The 18,679-nt window shown below is 33.2% G+C and carries 18 protein-coding genes; 17 read left to right on the top strand and 1 reads right to left on the bottom strand.

The genetic code is table 11. From position 1 onward, the window contains the following. Window positions 1-16: 16 nt before the first annotated feature. From EJ01_RS02570 to EJ01_RS02585, 4 genes are all read left to right on the top strand, one after another. Window positions 17-766 carry a hypothetical protein gene (locus tag EJ01_RS02570; RefSeq protein ID WP_052375764.1) on the top strand — a complete coding sequence of 250 codons (750 nt, stop codon included), beginning with the start codon at window positions 17-19 and terminating at the stop codon, window positions 764-766. A 206-nt stretch (window positions 767-972) separates the two neighbouring features. After that, window positions 973-1,314 carry a hypothetical protein gene (locus tag EJ01_RS02575; RefSeq protein WP_048080352.1) on the top strand — a complete coding sequence of 114 codons (342 nt, stop codon included), beginning with the start codon at window positions 973-975 and terminating at the stop codon, window positions 1,312-1,314. Window positions 1,315-1,329: 15 nt separating this feature from the next. Beyond that, window positions 1,330-1,518 (top strand): Rossmann-fold NAD(P)-binding domain-containing protein, encoded by a 189-nt coding sequence (locus tag EJ01_RS02580; protein ID WP_048080353.1) that lies wholly within the window; start codon window positions 1,330-1,332, stop codon window positions 1,516-1,518. Window positions 1,519-1,745: 227 nt separating this feature from the next. Beyond that, on the top strand, window positions 1,746-2,534 hold the full coding sequence (locus tag EJ01_RS02585) for a helix-turn-helix transcriptional regulator (RefSeq protein ID WP_048080354.1): 789 nt from the start codon (window positions 1,746-1,748) through the stop codon (window positions 2,532-2,534). A gap of 10 nt (window positions 2,535-2,544) precedes the next feature. Here EJ01_RS02585 and EJ01_RS02590 read toward each other — a convergent pair whose 3' ends face one another. Continuing rightward, complete coding sequence (locus EJ01_RS02590) at window positions 2,545-3,759, bottom strand: molybdenum cofactor synthesis domain-containing protein (protein ID WP_048080355.1); 1,215 nt, start codon at window positions 3,757-3,759, stop codon at window positions 2,545-2,547. An 820-nt stretch (window positions 3,760-4,579) separates the two neighbouring features. Here EJ01_RS02590 and eif1A point away from each other — a divergent pair. The 13 genes from eif1A to EJ01_RS02655 all read left to right on the top strand — a co-directional run bounded on the left by eif1A (window position 4,580) and on the right by EJ01_RS02655 (window position 18,615). Beyond that, a complete protein-coding gene (gene eif1A / locus EJ01_RS02595) occupies window positions 4,580-4,891 on the top strand; it encodes a translation initiation factor eIF-1A (RefSeq protein WP_048080356.1) in 312 nt (103 codons plus the stop codon). A 91-nt stretch (window positions 4,892-4,982) separates the two neighbouring features. Continuing rightward, complete coding sequence (locus EJ01_RS02600; protein WP_048080357.1) at window positions 4,983-5,759, top strand: serine protein kinase RIO; 777 nt, start codon at window positions 4,983-4,985, stop codon at window positions 5,757-5,759. Window positions 5,760-6,255: 496 nt separating this feature from the next. Further along, window positions 6,256-6,822, top strand: coding sequence for a KH domain-containing protein (locus EJ01_RS02605; RefSeq protein WP_048080358.1), 567 nt, complete (start codon window positions 6,256-6,258; stop codon window positions 6,820-6,822). Window positions 6,823-6,893: 71 nt separating this feature from the next. Further along, on the top strand, window positions 6,894-8,498 hold the full coding sequence (gene top6B / locus EJ01_RS02610) for a DNA topoisomerase VI subunit B (protein WP_245611134.1): 1,605 nt from the start codon (window positions 6,894-6,896) through the stop codon (window positions 8,496-8,498). After that, on the top strand, window positions 8,491-9,543 hold the full coding sequence (locus EJ01_RS02615; protein ID WP_048080564.1) for a DNA topoisomerase IV subunit A: 1,053 nt from the start codon (window positions 8,491-8,493) through the stop codon (window positions 9,541-9,543). The genes top6B and EJ01_RS02615 overlap by 8 nt, the downstream gene beginning before the upstream one ends. Window positions 9,544-9,720: 177 nt before the next feature. Further along, window positions 9,721-10,653 carry a GTP 3',8-cyclase MoaA gene (moaA, locus tag EJ01_RS02620; protein ID WP_048080359.1) on the top strand — a complete coding sequence of 311 codons (933 nt, stop codon included), beginning with the start codon at window positions 9,721-9,723 and terminating at the stop codon, window positions 10,651-10,653. Between the two features lie 334 nt (window positions 10,654-10,987). Next, the gene (locus tag EJ01_RS02625; protein WP_048080360.1) at window positions 10,988-11,524 is read left to right on the top strand and encodes an SIS domain-containing protein; all 537 of its coding nucleotides are present in this window, start codon (window positions 10,988-10,990) and stop codon (window positions 11,522-11,524) included. After that, window positions 11,521-12,537: a phosphorylating glyceraldehyde-3-phosphate dehydrogenase gene (locus tag EJ01_RS02630; RefSeq protein ID WP_048080361.1), complete on the top strand. Its 1,017-nt coding sequence runs from the start codon at window positions 11,521-11,523 to the stop codon at window positions 12,535-12,537. Before EJ01_RS02625 ends, EJ01_RS02630 begins: the two co-directional genes overlap by 4 nt. Window positions 12,538-12,737: 200 nt before the next feature. After that, window positions 12,738-13,616: a decaprenyl-phosphate phosphoribosyltransferase gene (locus EJ01_RS02635; RefSeq protein WP_048080362.1), complete on the top strand. Its 879-nt coding sequence runs from the start codon at window positions 12,738-12,740 to the stop codon at window positions 13,614-13,616. Between the two features lie 2 nt (window positions 13,617-13,618). Further along, window positions 13,619-15,325, top strand: coding sequence for an ArnT family glycosyltransferase (locus tag EJ01_RS02640; RefSeq protein WP_048080363.1), 1,707 nt, complete (start codon window positions 13,619-13,621; stop codon window positions 15,323-15,325). A 17-nt stretch (window positions 15,326-15,342) separates the two neighbouring features. After that, window positions 15,343-15,975, top strand: coding sequence for a PHP domain-containing protein (locus EJ01_RS02645; RefSeq protein WP_048080364.1), 633 nt, complete (start codon window positions 15,343-15,345; stop codon window positions 15,973-15,975). A gap of 51 nt (window positions 15,976-16,026) precedes the next feature. Continuing rightward, window positions 16,027-16,950 carry a lysylphosphatidylglycerol synthase transmembrane domain-containing protein gene (locus tag EJ01_RS02650; protein WP_048080365.1) on the top strand — a complete coding sequence of 308 codons (924 nt, stop codon included), beginning with the start codon at window positions 16,027-16,029 and terminating at the stop codon, window positions 16,948-16,950. Window positions 16,951-16,983: 33 nt separating this feature from the next. Next, window positions 16,984-18,615, top strand: coding sequence for a hypothetical protein (locus EJ01_RS02655; protein WP_048080366.1), 1,632 nt, complete (start codon window positions 16,984-16,986; stop codon window positions 18,613-18,615). The last annotated feature ends 64 nt before the right edge of the window (window positions 18,616-18,679 follow it).

Here is an 18,679-nt window from a genome sequence, read left to right on the forward strand (position 1 = left end):
GACATGAGGTGTTTTTATGGACAAAAGTCATGACTATGTTTTACTAGCATCTATTTTTATTATAGGTTTACTTATAGGCCTTGCAATTAATGGGGGCACCTCCTATTTTACGGATACTCTCGCAGTGACCGATGATATCAACCAGACTTATACAAATGCCATCGATGACGCTATGATCGCTGATGATAACGAAATCAGCTCTAACCTCACTCCCATTACTGAAAATAATTCCAATTTAACATGGCAAGGGAACGGTAACGATAAAAGAGTTTTAGTTGTTTTATGGACAACGCATAAATCCAGTTATCCTGTTGGGGGAAATGTAACCACATACTGGGGCGAAACATGGGTTACAGTTGTTCCTGAGATAAAAAACTTCTTTAAATCCCATTCAATTTCCGAGCAGTATATCCACTTAAGAGTTGCACAGCTTTTAGGTTTACCCCCAGATTCAAAGGACGATTACTTTGTAGAGGTTTGGGTAAATCCAAAAGACCTTTTTAGACCAACACCTGATAACGAAATAAATGATACAACTGCACAACTGGACTTCCCAAGCTCGGTCAATCCTGCATATGAGAAATGGTTCGATGAAAATATAATATCTTCATATTTCCCTAAAGAGTATCCATGGACACGGTTAGGATATACATACGATTGGGGTAACCCAAATTCCCATGTAGGACTAAGCGAGTTCGTGATAAAAAATAATTCAAATATCGCAGTTAAATCAGTGCAGACAACAAAGGAGTATCTCGCTTCTTAAACCATTTCATTTTTTTATTTTTTTATAAATAAACATCCCCATTGCTGTTATACATATAAAGTGCTTATAATCCATATTTTATGCTAAATAAATATATTATATGGTTTTAAAGCTTTAAAAGTATTTTAAGATATAAATTTTGCTTAGATAATAAAATAATTTATTTATTACAAAAAAGACATAACTATAATTAGTTATATGAAAATATGTTGGAATTAAAACATAAATGGAGTTGTAAACTTGAAATCAATAGTTCTGTATTATTCAAGAACTGGAAAGACTGCTGCAACTGCAAAAAATTAATTTTTTGCGCGTCAAAATTGAAAATTTTGACAGCTGCAAAAGCCCTTGCAGATAAACTATCTTCTGAAATAATTGAAATTAAAGACCTTAAATGTAGAAAAAGATTTATAGGTTATATTAAAGCCGCTCTTGATGCAAGAGGTATGAAAACCACGCCCATAGAGCCAAATGCTGCAAATACAGCAGATTACGATCTAATATGTTTAGGAACCCCATATGGGCAGGAAAACCAGCTCCAGCAATAAATACTATTATGAAAAATGAAGAAATCAAAGGAAAAGATGTTATTTGTAACCCTCGGCGGAAATAGATATGAAGATACACTTGATTCAATGAGTAAAGAAATTGAAGAAAAAGGCGGTAACGTAATTAAAACTATTGCAATAACAAAAACAAACAATAAAACTGAAGCAGATATTGCAAATGAAATAAATCAGATTAACATTTAATCCATTTTCAAAAGTAACATCAATTTCATTTATTCTATTTTAATTAGTTTAAAAGTTAGAATTTTATAAATTTAATACTTATTTTAAAATATTTATGTAGTTTTGTCTAATTATAAACCGTTTTAAAAAATTTAACACAATTTCGTACATTACAAACTATTTTAAATGAGTAAAAATAAGTAAAAACATACAAAGTAGTATAAATATAATTACAACCAGGTGTATTCATGGCTCCAGAGGATATTTTCGAACTCTATGAAGAAATAAAGGAGGATTTAAAGTTTATAACTTCCTCTGATATTCGAGCGAAAATAATCATAAGTTTAAAAGAAGGACCCAAGAAGCTAGGTGATCTAAAAAATGAAGTCCATATGAGATCCTCTTCTATTTTACACAGCATGAGCCAGTTAGAAACTAAAAATCTCATAACTAGAGAATTCCAAAGTTATTCACTATCACAAACCGGAGAAATGGCAGCAACCGTTCTTATAGACATGGTAAATTCGTTCTATTTAATTAAAGAAAATGAAAATTTCTGGTTGAACCATGACATAAATGAAATTCCAGAGGATTTAATGGGAAAAATTGATGATTTAAGTGGTTTTAAAATCATAACCTTTCCAGATTTTTCTAAGCAATCCCCATTTAAAGAGCTGCTTTTAGATTCTAAAGTCATAAAAGGGATTATTTCCCCTTTAATTATCTATGATGAACTTGAAGTAGTAAATAAAAAAGAAGATATACATCTCATTTTAGTTAATAATAACTCAAATGAGGTTATTGAAAAATTGAAGGTTCAAGATATATCCATAACAGAAAATATTAAGCTATGGAAAATAAATGGGAATTTAAAATTAATTTTAATTGTTACAGATAACTTCATATTGTTGAATTTACCCCAAGTACTAAAAAATGATTCTAGCAGTTATTTAATTAGTGAAACTGAAGAATCAATTGAATGGGGAAATAAATTATTCAATTACTATCTTAACCAGGCTGAAGAATTGAATATTTAATTTAAGTTTATTACTTACTTTCTAAAAGGATAACTTCAACTTCAGTTCCTTCCGGAACCAGTTCCACATTTTTCTTAACTTCAAAATATCCATCAGCTTCTGCAATAGCTGTTATTGCACCAGAATCCTTTAGTATAGGACTTGCCATCCCATTTTCTATTTTGACAAGAACATATTGATGCCTTCCCCTTGATGAATGGTATCTCCTGGACAATTTAAGTCTCAAAACATCTGATTTTCGACGGCTTACAGAAGCCATTTTTCGCAGGAATGGAGCTACAAGAACATGAAAAATAGTTAAAGCTGCTGCAGGATAACCTGGAAGCCCAAAAACAGGTTTATTATTAATTTTACCGACTATTGTAGGTTTACCTGGCTTTACAGCTATCCCATGAACAAAGACTTCACCAATATCATCTAAAACCAATTTAAGTACATCCCCTGCACCTGCTGAAGTCCCACCAGAAGTTATTATTACATCAGCATCTAAATGCTGTTCTATACGAGTTCTGATGTCATCATAATCATCTTTTGCAACTCCAGAATATACGGGAGTACATCCACAGGACTTCACTGCATTTGTAATAGTTTGAGAGTTTATATCATATACCTTACCATATTCCAGCGTTTCATCATAGTTTATTATTTCATTTCCCGTTGATATCACTGCAACTTTAGGTTTCTTAAAAACAGGCACTTCCCCCATACCTATAGCACCTAAAACTCCAATTTTATCATGAGTAAGTAGAGTGCCTGAAGCTAAAAGAAAATCTCCTTCAGATACATCAGAACCCTTGGATGCTATCCATTGCTTAATAGCTGCGCTTTTATGTATATATACATGTCCATCTACTTTTTCTGTAAATTCTACCATTATCACGGCATCTGCACCCTCTGGAACGGGAGCCCCTGTTCCTACCTCAATACAGGTTCCTTTTTCAACTTCTTTCTCTGGTTTATCTCCAGCCCCAATAGCATCGATTAATTTTAAAGTTACAGGATTATCTTCAGAAGCCCCAAATGTATCCTCCGCTTTAACTGCATACCCATCTCGTGATACTCTGTTAAACGGCGGAAGATCAATTGCAGCGTGCACATTTTCTGCCAGTACTCTCAGATATGCATCTGTTAGGTGTACTTTTTCAATTTTCCGTTTAATCTCCATATTTTCTATGATGCCCTTTACGTCTTCTGAATCAATTATTTTTAAAAACTCTGTTCCCATGTAAATCACTTTTAAGTTAAATCCGCCGATATATTCTCTTTAAAAATTTAAAGATATTTTATTAATGATATTAATTTAACATATATCCAATAAAAATTTTCTGAGTTCAATATCTTTAAATCCACATTCCCTTTAAATCATTTTTCAAATAGGGTTACCAATTAAAAATATTTAAAAAACATCATATTAATGGCTTCAACTTATAATTTTAATAAATATTTCTCATTTAACTTAAATACGACATTTTCAGAATTAATTATTTTTAATTGAGTTCCATTTAACTACTTTGTTAAATCAAAGAACATATCATGATTTAAAACATTTAAAAAATATATTACTTGATCCTAAATTTAATTAATTTATAATATATTTATCAGTTGCCACTTCAATTTAAATAAAATAATAGTAAAAATTATTGTTTAGATGTATATGGTATTCATTTTATACAATGCATTAATCAATTATTTAGATTTTCTATAAAAAACGATCAAAATTTCATATGAAAATAGTTTTCATTTCAATAATTTTAATAGACTATTTTATATACTATAATACACATATAACCTATAGCAGGAAATAGATGATTATTTTACTAATAAGATTGCTTAATTTATCAAAAAATACTTGATAAACCTGTAATTTCATTATTGATCGTATAAAACACGACTATTTAAAAATCTAATATTTTTAGACTCGTAAAACCATGATTACCAGGTTAATCAAAAAGTGATTAAACAATATAATTAGTATTTATACATTGTTCATCTTATTTATTATGTACTACAAAAATCAGAAAATTTTCAACTAAGGAGGAGAGTATTTGAACAGAGGTAGAGGACATGGACAAGATACACAACAGGTTAGAAGAGTAAGGTCTCCAAGAAAAGGAGAAATACCAGGTGTTGTTGAACAGATATTGGGTCACGGAAAATTAAAAGTCAGATGTGCCGATGGAAAAATAAGGCTTTCCAGAATACCTGGAAAAATGAAAAAAAGGATATGGATACGGGAAGGAGATGTAGTTCTTGTTAAACCATGGGAATTCCAGAGTGATGAAAAAGCAGACGTCATATGGAGATATACAAGAACAGAAGCAAACTGGCTTGAACGTAGGGGTTATCTTAACTTATAATCTCTAATACATTTTAATTCATGATTTAGCGATGATTTATGCTTCATTTTAATTTTATAGTAAACAGCTGAAAAAATATTTGCGGGGCCAAATGGATTCTAAAATATCAAAAGCAGATGACATTTTACAGAAAATGTTATCTGAAAAAAGACTTAAGAGCGTTGAGGATAAACGCGTTGGAAGCGAAGTATTTGATAGAATAACTCTTAAAACACTTTACAAACTCGCAAATGAGGGTTATATTCACAGGTTGAATGGAGCAATAAGCACTGGAAAAGAAGCCAATGTATTTACAGGTATAGATAAGAATGATAATTTTGTAGCTGTCAAAATTTACAGAGTTACCACATCTGATTTTAAAAAAATGCAGACATACATCCAGGGAGATCCTCGATTCCGCGTAAGAACTACAAACAAACGCCAGCTTATAAATGCATGGGTTAATAAGGAGTTTAGGAATCTTCAAAGGGCTGATGACGCTGGAGTTAAAGTACCAAAACCAATTGTGGCTAAAAACAACATACTCGTAATGGAGTATATTGGAGATGAAGAAGGAGATGCAGCACTCCCAATGAGACATTCCACTATTAAAAGCCCTGAAGAACTTCTAAATAAAGTAATCAACAATATGAAACTTTTATATAAAAAAGCAGGGCTTGTACATGGCGATCTTTCAAGCTACAATATTTTAATTCAAGATAACGAACCCGTAATTATTGATATATCCCAGGGAATGACCAAGGATCATCCCATTGCAGAAGAGCTTTTAAATAGAGATATAGAAAATATCGCTAAAGATTTTAAGAAATTAGGCGTTAAAATATCTGCAGAAGAAATTAAAAGCGAAATTATAGATTTAAAATCATAGAAAAGTATATTATATGCCATACTGAACATAAAATTTGAGATTAAGGAAAAATATCTTTAGAGATTTTTCTGAACCTTTCGAAAATCATAAATTTTCGATGCCGAACACAAGTGTTCGACGGCCCAAATCGAAGCCAGCGAAAATTGAAAATCCCTCAAAATCTGTCAAAATTTATAATTTTGACGCGACAAACATTTTATGTTTGTCAGCTTCGATTTTGGGGCAGAAAAAATCAAAGATTTTTTCATGTTTCGATTTTCAAACTCGCAAATGAAATTTGCTAGAATTACGAATTGAAAATTCGTAAACTCAAAACTTTTCAGTTTTGAGAATTGAAAATTTTCACGGCATGCAAAAACCGTAGGTTTTTGCAAACATCAAAATCGAAGATTTTGACAGATTTTGGATGTTGAGGAAATAGATAGTATGCAAAAATTAGAGATTTTTGATAATATTTCCTGAACACAAAAAATGGAACATTTTTGAGGTGAATATTATGCCCAACACTGAATATCTTAAGATCCCCAAGGAAAGAGTAGGGGTCCTAATTGGAAAAGACGGTACTACAAAAGAACACATTGAAAAAATGACTAAAACAGAGCTGGATATTGAAAGTGAAACTGGGAGTATCACCATTACCCCAACAGATGAAATGGAAGATCCATTATCTGTTTGGAAGACTAGATACATTGTAAAAGCTATAGGCAGAGGCTTTAGCCCCGAAACAGCTTTTAAATTACTTGACGATGAATTTATTCTTGACATAATCAATTTACAGGATTTCGTTGGGAAATCAAAAAAAGCAATACTGAGACAGAAAGGAAGAATAATCGGTAGAGAAGGAAGGACAAAAGAAATAATTAAAGAAATGACCGATGTAGATGTTTCTGTATATGGTAAAACGGTTTCTCTAATTGGAGACATGGAAAGAATACAAATTGCAAAAGAAGCAATTGAAATGATTCTAAATGGCGTAAGACATAAAAGTGTTTACTCATTTTTAGAAAAGAAGAAACAAGAACTTAAAAGAAGAGAATTTGAGAATATTGTACTCAAAGAATAAACTCATCACTCAATTTTCACGATTCAAACAAAAATAAATAAAACCTAAAACATTAATTAAGGAGGCTAAATTTGGAAACAAACGCGTCTTTGCAAAAAGAAATATCTGCAGAAAGAGAAGCATCAGAAATCTTTGAAGAATTCAAAGAGCTTACTCCATCAGAATTTTTCAGAAGAAACAAACAAATGCTCGGTTTTTCTGGTAAAATACGATCACTAACAATAGTTTTCCACGAACTGATCACAAACAGTATTGATGCTGCTGAAGAAGCAGGAATTTTACCAGAAATGGTAATAGATCTCAAAAGAGTAGATAAAGATCATTATATTTTACGTCATCAGGATAACGGGCCCGGTATCCCAGAACCTTTCATCACCAAGGTATTCTGTACCATGTTTGCTGGTTCTAAATTTAGAAATATCCAATCAAGAGGACAGCAAGGGTTAGGTTGTAGTGGATGTGTTTTATTATCTCAAATGACCACAGGACAACCTGTTAAAATAAGGTCAGGATACAAAGAAGGAGACAAAATCAAAGGGGTGGAAATGACGGTCAAAATGGACGTCAAAACAAACCAGGGGCTCATATTAGACCGTAAAGAAATTGAATTAGATTCAACCGGCGTAAGCATGGAACTTCACTTTAAAGATGTTTCCTACTCTCTAAGTGAACAGGGAGCATTTGAATACATAAGAAGAACCATGATTGCAAACCCGCACGCTAAAATCGTGTTTAAAGATCCAACCGGCGGCAGGTATATCTTTGATAGAGCAACAGATGAGATACCACCAATGCCAAAAGAAGTACTCCCTCATCCAAAAGGAGTAACTGCAGATGATCTAATCTTTATGGCAAAACATACCGATAAAAGACGGTTCAGAAGTATGCTTACAAGTTCTCTTTCAAGAATGTCCAATAAAAGGGTAGACGAACTTGAAGAAATAACTGGAATTGATTTCAACAAGCGCCCTAAAGACATGAAATGGGAAGAAGCAGAAAAAATCGTTGAACTGTTCCAGTCAATGGACTTCATGGCTCCTCCAACAGCAGGATTAATCCCAATAGGTCAAGAACAAGTTGAAAAAGGTATGATAGAAATATTAGAGCCAGAATATGTAAAAACTATAACCCGGAAACCTAAAACATATAAAGGTGGTGTATCCTTCGTTATAGAAGCAGGACTTGCCTACGGTGGAAAATCAGGAAGAGTTGTGGGTGAGCAGAAAAAGGCAGAAATCATGCGTTTTGCAAACAGAGTTCCACTTACATTCGATCAGGGAAGCTGTGGTATAACTGAAGCTTTAAAAAGTATAGATTGGAAGCGTTACGGTATAAGAGACCTTGAAAATGCCCCAATAACAGTATTTGTAAATATTGTTTCAACCCACGTGCCGTATATGTCTACAGGAAAGCAGAGTGTTGCTCCTGAAGCTGAGATAATGCAGGAAGTAAGGCAGGCTACAATGAAAATTGCAAGGAGCTTACAAAAGTATCTGAATGCGAAAAGAGCTGCTAAAGAAGAAGCAATGCGTGCCAAGGTATTTGAAACGTTGGTACCCGTTGTACTCAAAGAAGCTGCAATCCTTGCAGAAAGGGATGTTCCAGAATATATAGAAGTTATGAAAAAAGTCACAAGAAATGCGGGAATTTTAGGCGGTGCCACTGATGATGAATAGACGAGATTTTACCCTGGCTAAATTAAAAGGCTTAGGAAATACAATAATAGACGACGTTGAGAAAAACACGGTTCCTGCAGTAAAGGTTCCTTCAAGAGGTACATCCAACATAGTTTACGATCAGGATAAACGTTATTATGTCCTTGGTGACCGATATGGGCAGCGATCCCTCGGAAACGTGAAACAGATCAAAAAAGTTGCCCAAATGGTCAGCATGGCCAACTTCTGTAAAGGTCTGGTGGAAACCCAAAAAACAGCCACCATAAGGGAAATGTATTACGTTTCAGAAGGTTGGGATGTTGATTTTGGAAGTCAGGACGAATCTAACCTTATAGGTGAAGATTTAGAAGTTACCTTGGGAATAGCTCGTGAAGATCTTGGACTGATGCCTGAAGAGGACGGCGCATCTGTTTATGGTAACATCACTATAAAAGATGATGATGTTGAAATCAACGCCGCTAAATCAGGGAAATCAGGATACTCCATATCTCCAACCATTGACGATGTTGAATTTGTAGATCATGATGTCCAGCGGGTAATTGCAGTGGAAACCATGGGGATGTTCCACAGGATGGTTCAGGAAAAAGCTTACAAAAAATTTGACACTTTAATCGTTGGATTAAAAGGTCAAGCTGCAAGAGCAACAAGAAGATTCCTTAAAAGAGTTAACGAAGAGCTACATTTACCAGTTTATATTTGTAACGACGGAGACCCATGGGGATTTCACATCGCCATGGTTATAATTTCTGGAAGTGCAAAACTGGCACATGTTAACCACGACCTTGCAACACCTGATGCTAAATTTATGGGGGTAACTGCAAGCGATATAATAAACTACGACCTTCCAACTGATCCATTGAAAGATATAGATGTTTTAAGGCTTAAAGAACTTGCCAAAGATCCAAGATATAAAAATGAATTCTGGCAGAATGAAATTAAAAAGATGCTTAAAATCGGGAAAAAAGCAGAACAGCAGTCTTTTTCAAAATATGGTCTGGAATATGTTGTAGACACATATTTCCCAGAAAAACTGGACTCAATGTAACTTAGAAGGTTTCTTCTAAGATAGAGGGGCTTAAAAATACAATGTATTTGAGTGCAAACTTTTGTCCCCTTTTTTTTATTTTTTAAATCAACTTTGATAACGATTAACCAAAAACAATAAATTAGATTTCAACTCAATTATTTTAATTCTATAAAAAAAATTCAACCGTTGATAAACATGCCAGCAATCGATAAATTTGAAAGACCGGTATTCTCTCTTAGAATTTCAATAACCAACCGATGTAACGTTAGATGCTTTTACTGCCATCACGATGGCATACTCCCACAGAGCTATGAAATGACTCCTGACGAGATCTACAGAGTTTCAAAAATAGCAGCAGATACTGGCGTTCGAAAAATCAGGCTTTCAGGCGGAGAACCGTTAATAAGAAATGATATCGTGGAAATTGTTGAAAAAATAGCGGCTGTTGGATTTAAAGATATAGCCATAACAACTAATGGAACTCTCCTTGGAAAATATGCCAAAGGGTTAAAAGCTGCAGGCCTTAATCGAGTTAATGTAAGTTTTGATACACTTAATCCTGAAACTTATAAGTTTATAACTAAACGAGATTACATTGAAAAAGCCAAGGACGGGATTAAAAAAGCGTCGGAAGCAGGACTTTATCCTGTCAAGGTGAACATGGTGGTCATGAAAGGAATAAATGACCATGAAATCTGGGACATGTTCCAGTTCTGTAAGGAGAATAATTCAATACTTCAACTTATAGAGCTTTTAAAGGCAGATAACCAATCCAGCTCTAGATTTTTCAGTGAATATCATTTTAAAATGGACGAATTAGAGGAAGAACTTACCCAAAAAGCAGATGAAGTTAAAACAAGGCAGTTTATGCAGGACAGGAAAAAATATTTCATTGAAGATGGTGAAATCGAAGTTGTAAAACCAATGGACAACACTGAATTCTGCAAAAATTGTACCCGAATTAGGATAACACCGGACGGTAAAATTAAACCATGCTTACTTCGAAACGATAATTTAGTTGATCTAATAGAACCAATGAGACAGGGATATTCCGATGAAGAGCTCAAAAAAATATTTTTAGATGCAGTACAAAATCGAGAACCCTTCTTTAAAGAATGTTCTGGTTAAATAATTTAGATACATCCTCCAAAAATTAAACAACATAATTTTACTGCTTATTTAGATAATTAATTAAATTCTGTTTAAATAGACAACAGGCAAATACATTGTTCTTTTTTTGATTTTATATTTAAATTAATTTAAAAAACATAACATCCAAATCATGTTATAAATCATTCCCCTTTTGAGACTATTCAAATTAATATCTGGTTTAAATGATATATTTGAGAATTAAACTAATTTGATTTATCTGTTTTGATTGCAGCATAAATAAAACAAATATGAAATCATAAATATTTATAATGCCAAAAAATATACTAGAAGATGTAAAACTGGTGTTTTTATGTTGAGGCTCGTACTTGAAGAGATAACGTCACATGTGAAATCCATGGATATCGATGATGATGCTAGAATACTCATGGAAAAATATTTACGTGAGGCTTCTAAAGTATTTATATGTGGTTTTGGAGAATCAGAGCTTGTAGGAAAAGCTTTTGCTTCAAGACTTAGTGAAATCCGCCGGGATGTTTTTGTTATTAGTGAAACTATAGTTCCCGAGATCAATGAAGGGAACATTCTCATAGCTATTTCCGGATCTGGGGAAACGGAACCAACTTTAAGTATTGCAAAAAAAGCAGCAGATATTGGTGCAAAAATTATATCCATAACTTCTTTTCGTGATTCCCCGCTTGCCCAGATATCCGATGTTGTAATTGAAATACCCGGTAGAATAAAAGCAAAAACTAAAAATTATATAGAAAGGAGAGTATCAGGCGAATATGAGCCCTTAACACCTTTCGGTGCCCTCTTTGAGATATCAACAATGATATATCTTGAAGGCATCATTGCAGAACTTGCAAACAAGGAGGTCAATTTATGAAATCTGTTGGTATAAATGGATATGGAACAATAGGTAAAAGAGTAGCAGATGCTGTTTCTGCCCAGGATGATATGAAAATTGTTGGAGTTACCAAGCGAAGCCCTGATTTTGAAGCCCGCATGGCTGTGGAAAAAGGTTATGATCTCTATATAAGTGTTCCTGAAAGAGAAAGTTCCTTTGAAGAAGCAGGCATCAAAGTAACTGGAACTGCAGACGAACTACTTGAAAAACTGGACATAGTGGTCGATTGTACTCCTGAAGGAATTGGAGCTAAAAATAAGGAAGGAACATACGAAAAAATGGGGTTAAAAGCAATATTCCAGGGTGGAGAAAAACACGACCAGATAGGACTCTCATTTAATTCATTCTCAAATTATAACGATGTAATAGGTAAAGATTATGCAAGAGTGGTATCCTGTAACACTACAGGACTTTGCAGGACTTTAAATCCAATAAATGATTTATGTGGAATTAAAAAAGTAAGGGCGGTTATGGTAAGGAGAGGTGCCGATCCAGGACAGGTTAAAAAGGGACCTATCAACGCTATAGTTCCAAACCCGCCAACAGTACCATCACACCACGGACCTGATGTCCAAACTGTAATGTACGATCTTAACATAACCACAATGGCATTACTTGTACCTACAACCTTAATGCACCAGCACAACCTGATGGTTGAGCTTGAATCTTCAGTCAGTGTAGATGACATAAAAGAAAAACTGAATGAAACTCCAAGGGTTTTGCTCCTTAAAGCTGGAGAAGGTCTTACCTCAACAGCAGGATTTATGGAATACGCTAAAGATTTAGGGCGTTCAAGGAACGATTTATTTGAGATAGGCGTCTGGGAAGAGTCTTTAAATATCGTTGATGGAGAACTCTATTACATGCAGGCAATTCACCAGGAATCAGACGTAGTTCCTGAAAACGTAGACGCAATAAGAGCTATGCTTGAGATGGAAGATGATCCTTCTAAATCAATCCAAAAAACTAATAAAGCTATGGGAATTCTTTAATATAAAGGATATAATTCCCTTAAATTTTTATTTTATTTGTAAACATTTAACAATGAAAACGTGCCATAGTTAGTCCTGTAACTATTGCTTTCTTTTTGAATAGGCATACTATTAGAATAAATTAACTATATCTATAATAAATTAGTTGCTAAATTATTTGATAAATCTTAAAAAGGATATTCTAGACTTACAGTGATATAATGATAAAAGAACTCATAATTGCAATGCGTCCGAAACAGTGGTATAAAAATTTAGTCATATTCATTGGAATTGTTTTTTCTCTAAAACTTTTAGATTTAAATCTTTGGGTTGATGCTATTGCTGCATTTGCAGTCTTCTGCGTGATTTCAGGGTGCTTATATATAATAAATGATATTATCGATGTTGACAAAGATAAAAATCATCCTAAAAAGCGTAATAGACCAATTGCATCAGGCAAATTAAAAACAAGAGACGCATGGATATCTGCAATTATATTGATTATTGTGGCCTTTGGAGTTTCATATTTAATTAATATCTGGTTTTTAGCTTCAGCAGTAACTTTTTTCCTGTTAATATTAATTTACTCCCTGTTCTTGAAACAGCTTGCCATAGTAGATATGATGGTAATTTCTGTAGGTTTTGTTATAAGAGCCATTGCAGGATGTGCAGCAGTGGGGGTGCTTGTATCACCATGGCTTATAATTTGTGCATTCCTTCTTGCATTATTTTTAGCAATTGGAAAACGAAGACATGAGCTGGTTGTACTTGGAAAGAATGCGGGGAATCATCGTAAAATCCTGGACGGATACTCAACTGAAATGCTTGATCAGATGATGAATATAACTACCAGTGCTTTAATTATGTCTTATTCCATTTATACATTCTTTACAGGCAAAATATACATAATGGTTACTATTCCATTTGCATTTTACGGCCTCTTTAGATATATATACATGGTCCATGCTGAAAATTTTGGCGGAGAGCCAGAAATGCTGTTTAAAGACAAAGGAATGCTACTCAGCATGATACTATGGGCAGTTTTAGTTATAGTCATACTATATGGAAGTTCAATATCTCGATTTCTAGGAGTATTTTAATCATGTTGGATAAATTTCATTTAAATCACTACAGTTCAAAAAAAATTGATATCATCATTTCAGCGATTTTAACTCTTTTAATAGTGATAACAAGAATTCCTTTTGTAAGCAAATACTTATACGAATGGGATTCTGTAAATTATGCACTTGGATTTGAGAAATTTGACATTGTACATCATCAACCCCACCCTCCAGGTTATATATTTTATATAGGCCTTGGAAGAGTGATAAACACCATATTCAATGACCCCAACACTACAATGATATTTATCAGTATTGTGTTTAGCATTATTACAGTCATATTAATTTATTTCCTCGCTAAACAAATGTTTTCAAGACAGTTTGCAGTTATAGCCGCATTACTGCTCATATTTAATCCATTATTCTGGTACTATGGAGAAATATCTACAATTTATCCAACTCAGGCGTTTCTTGCCACCATTGTTGCTTACTTATCATATCAAGTATTTAGAGGAAAAGAAAAATTTTTCTATCCTTCCATCATTGCTTTAGGCTTAGCAGGAGGCTTCAGACAAGATTTAATCATTTATATGTTCCCATTATGGTTCTTTTGTGCATTTTACCATAAAAGAGATCCAAATAGACTATTAAAAGCGATTATAGTGCTAATCCCTTCTGTCTTAGTATGGGTTATTCCAACAATGATATTTTCAGGAGGTATTGAACAATACTCCCAGGCTTCAAGCACATTGTATAAAATAGCATTTCCCCGATCCTCCATACTCTTTGGATCGACCATTATTAATAAACTCACAGCAGTTGGTTCCTATGTTACATGGTTAGGACTTGCTTTAACCTATTCCGGAATTATTATAATGGCATTGTTCACTAAATACGTTGGAAAAGGACCAAAACATGTATTCCGCGAAAATATAAAGGATTATAGAGTTATATTCCTTATACTATGGTTTTTACCTACTTCCATCATGTATCTACTTATACATATAGCTAAACCAGGATACATGCTCGTATTCATCCCTGTATTGGCCATTATATTAGCATATTTTGTTAAAGAACTGTCTTACAATTTAAGTTCAAGATTTAAGAAATACAGCCCCAAAAAATGCCTTACAATAATACTCTCCTTAATCATCCTGTTTAATATAGCATATTTTACAGTCCCCTACAATGTAAATGAAGAAAAACTGTGGGAAACTCCAATAAGTGATTTAGGTAATTTATCCATACAGGATCAAGTTTTATGGATATTAGACATGGGATTTATGTCTACCCACGAAAAAATTAACGCTGATGACCAGAGTACCCAAACCTACCTCAATGCCATATCCCATGTACCCGGTTCTAATTCCAGCAATACAATAATAGTAATAGGAGAAATTACCCGCGAGAATGAAGGGTTTAATTGGAGAAAAGCAATGTATTACCTGCCAGATTATCAAGTCTATTACTTAATTGAGGCAGATCATTTTATAACTTCAGAATGGTATGCTAAAAACCATACAAACACATGGTTAGCATCCAATATATTTAAAATCCCAGTTAATAGTTCCACACAAAAAATAATATGGGTAATCAGTAACCAATCCACATATTTCCCCCAGATAACATCACAAATCCCTGTAAAAACTATAAATTTACCAGATGGCCTAAAATTATACTATTCCGACATTAATGGAACTCAAATAAAGAATAATGAACTGGTCTTTAACGGGCCGGAACAATATTAAACAATTAGGAGCCTAAAATGAAATACGATCTTCACTCTCATTCAAAATATTCTTCAGATGGAATTCTTGATCCTCGAAAGATCATTAAAGTTGCCGTTAAAAAAGGCCTAGATGGTATTGCCGTTACGGATCACAATACCATAAAAGGAGGATTAGAAGCAAAAAAATATGAAACAGATGATTTTAAGGTTATAATCGGTTCAGAAGTTATGACAACTAAAGGAGAAGTGATTGGGTTATTTTTATCTGAAGAAATAAAATCTAAGGATTTTTATGATGTTATAGAAGAAATTAAAGCGCAAAACGGCATAGTGGTCCTTCCCCACCCCTTTGACGAATGGAGATATGCTTCATTCCCTGCCAAAGAGGACGTTAAATATATTGATAACATTGAAATATTTAATTCACGCTGCGTTAAAAAGAAATATAATGATAATGCCAGTAAATTTGCAAAAAAATATAAATTAGGAGTAACTGGAGGGAGTGATGCTCATTTTGCAAATGAAATCGGGCATGCAGGCATAATAGTAGAAACAGATGACATTTATGAAGCTATATTAAAAAATAATTTACAGGTGTTTGGTAAAACATCGACCAATTTGAATCATGTTTTTACTAAAATGTTAAAAATATGGAAAAAACATTTCTAATACATGAAAAATAGTTACAGTGTGTTTCTAATAACAATCAGGTGCTGAAGTATGGAAAATAACAAAGTTTGGCTGGTTATCCTATTTGCAGTTGTTGTTTACCTTATAATGGGTATATATGCAGATTTTGGAAGCCTGTTAACTGCAATTGAAAAATTTAACTGGGTTTTCATTCCATTAATGCTTATTCTAGTTTTGATAGCATATCTTGTCCGTTTTTTAAAGTGGAGTCTCTTTTTAAAAAGCGCAGCCGTCCACTTAAAACTTAAAGATAATTTATTTATATTCTTCAGTGGAATGGGAATGATCATAACTCCTGCCAAAGTAGGAGAAATATGGAAAGGCTGGTTAATACGAGACATAAACGGAGAAAAACTAAGTAAAACAGTTCCCGTTGTGATTACTGATAGAGTTACAGATGTAATTGGATTAGTTATACTTTCTCTACTTGGAATTCTGTATTATAAAGATGGAATCTATATTTTAGCAGCACTGCTTTTAATATTTGCAGTATTCTTCATAGCCATAAGATCTGAAAAAATTTCAGGCATATTCATTTCCATACTTGAGAAGCGAGCCGGAAAATATTCCAAAGATATCAAAACCATGCACGCCACATTCCTACAGTTAATGCATCCCAAAAATATAGTAGGACTATCATTTTTAAGTGCATTTGCATGGTTCTTTGAATGCCTTGCACTTTACTTCGTAATAATAGGATTTGGACAATCACTCAACTTAATCTTATCAACATTTGTATTCAGCTTCGCATCATTAATTGGCGCAATAAGCATGATTCCAGGAGGTCTTGGAATTGCAGAAGCCACAATTTCAGGAATGCTACAGTACTTTGGATTAACATCAGTAGATTCTATAGGTGTAGCCATAATAATAAGGTTCGGAACGCTCTGGTTCGGGGCAATTTTAGGGTTCTTGATACATTTCATCTTTAAAAAGAAGATCATGGGAAAATAAATATAAATAGTTAAATTATGAATAAAAATTATTATGAAGCTTAAGTTCTCCAGTATATCAAAGTATTTACCATTTATAATCGCTGTTGCTGTGCTATGGATAACTATACTCATACTATTTAGAGAATCCATTACTATAAATCAAGGAATTTTCACATATGTACTTGATGACCCTTATATTCACATGGCAATGGCCAAAAATCTAATTTTACACGGCGTGTGGGGTGTAGATAAATATGGTTTTACATCCTCTTCATCGTCGCCCCTCTGGATAATAGTGTTATTTCTGGCCTATTCTTTATTTGGAATAAATGTATTCATTCCTTTCATATTAAACATTACATTCGCCACAATTTTTATTTTCATAGCATACTCCATATTTAAATACTATAAAATGCAACCCATGTACAACCTGATTTTTTTGCTGTTTTTAATATTTTTTACTCCAATTCCGGCACTTGCATTTACAGGCATGGAGCATATTCTCCAGATAGTGCTAGTTGTTTTATTTGCTTTTATCAGCACCCAGGTACTTTGTGAAGATAAACCAAGCACGTTTAAATATTATATACTTTTAATCTTAGCATCCATGGTTGTTGCAGTACGTTATGAAGATTTAATTGTAGTTTTAATTATTGCAGCTATGTTTTTTATTAAAAAAGAGTATTGGAAATCTTTATCTATATTGGGTACCAGTATGATCCCCGTATTTGCATATGGAATATATTCTACTATGAATGGATGGTTTTTTCTGCCTAATTCACTTATAACTAAAACTATTTTTGTTGAGGCTAAAACTCAAGCTTTTTCATTAAATGGCATAGTTCTGCTTGTGAATAATTTTCTAAATATTCAAAATTTATTTATATTTATTCCCTTGATTTTGGCAGTTGGGCTGTTAATTTTCCGTTTCGAAAAAAAGGTTTTATGGAATGCTCCAAATATTCTACTTACCATATTTATAGGCACTGCCACATTACATATGATCGCAGCACGAACAGGCTGGTTCTACCGTTACGAAGCGTATCTTATAGCTTTAGGAATTCTAACAATTGCAATTGGTATAAATGAATACTTGCCTGCAGTTCCAAAATGGGATACAAAATTGATTTCTAAAAATTTAACATTAATCCTCATAATATTCGTGTTATTCGTCTCCCTCGTGGGAAGAGGGTATTTTTCATTCAATGAGGTCCCTACAGCTACCCATAATGTCTACGATCAACAGTACCAGATGGGCCTGTTTATACAGAAGTATTATAGAGGAGATGCAGTTTCTTTAAATGATGTGGGTGCAGTAAATTATGTTACAGATATAAAATCAGTAGATCTACTAGGATTAAGTGGATTAAACGTTTCTAAAGCAATTTTAAATGAGAACTACACCATAAAAGATATTGATAATATTACACATCAAAACCATGTTAAAGTAATTATAGTATATGAAGATTTATATAGAAAATATTTAACAGGAGGAATACCTTCTGATTGGATTAAAGTAGGGCAATGGAGGATCACCAATAGAATAACCTGTTTTATGGATACTGTTTCTTTTTATGCAATTGATCCTCAAGATGCAGAAAATTTAACCAAAAATTTAAAGGAATTCTCTTCTCAATTACCCCCAGACGTTCAACAAAGTGGGAATTATATGGATAAAGACTAAAAATATAATTTGATTTAATATATAAAATTGGTATAATTGGGAAAAAAGATATAGATAATAAAAA

Source organism: Methanobacterium veterum (genome assembly GCF_000745485.1).
Classification (GTDB): Archaea; Methanobacteriota; Methanobacteria; order Methanobacteriales; family Methanobacteriaceae; genus Methanobacterium_D; species Methanobacterium_D veterum.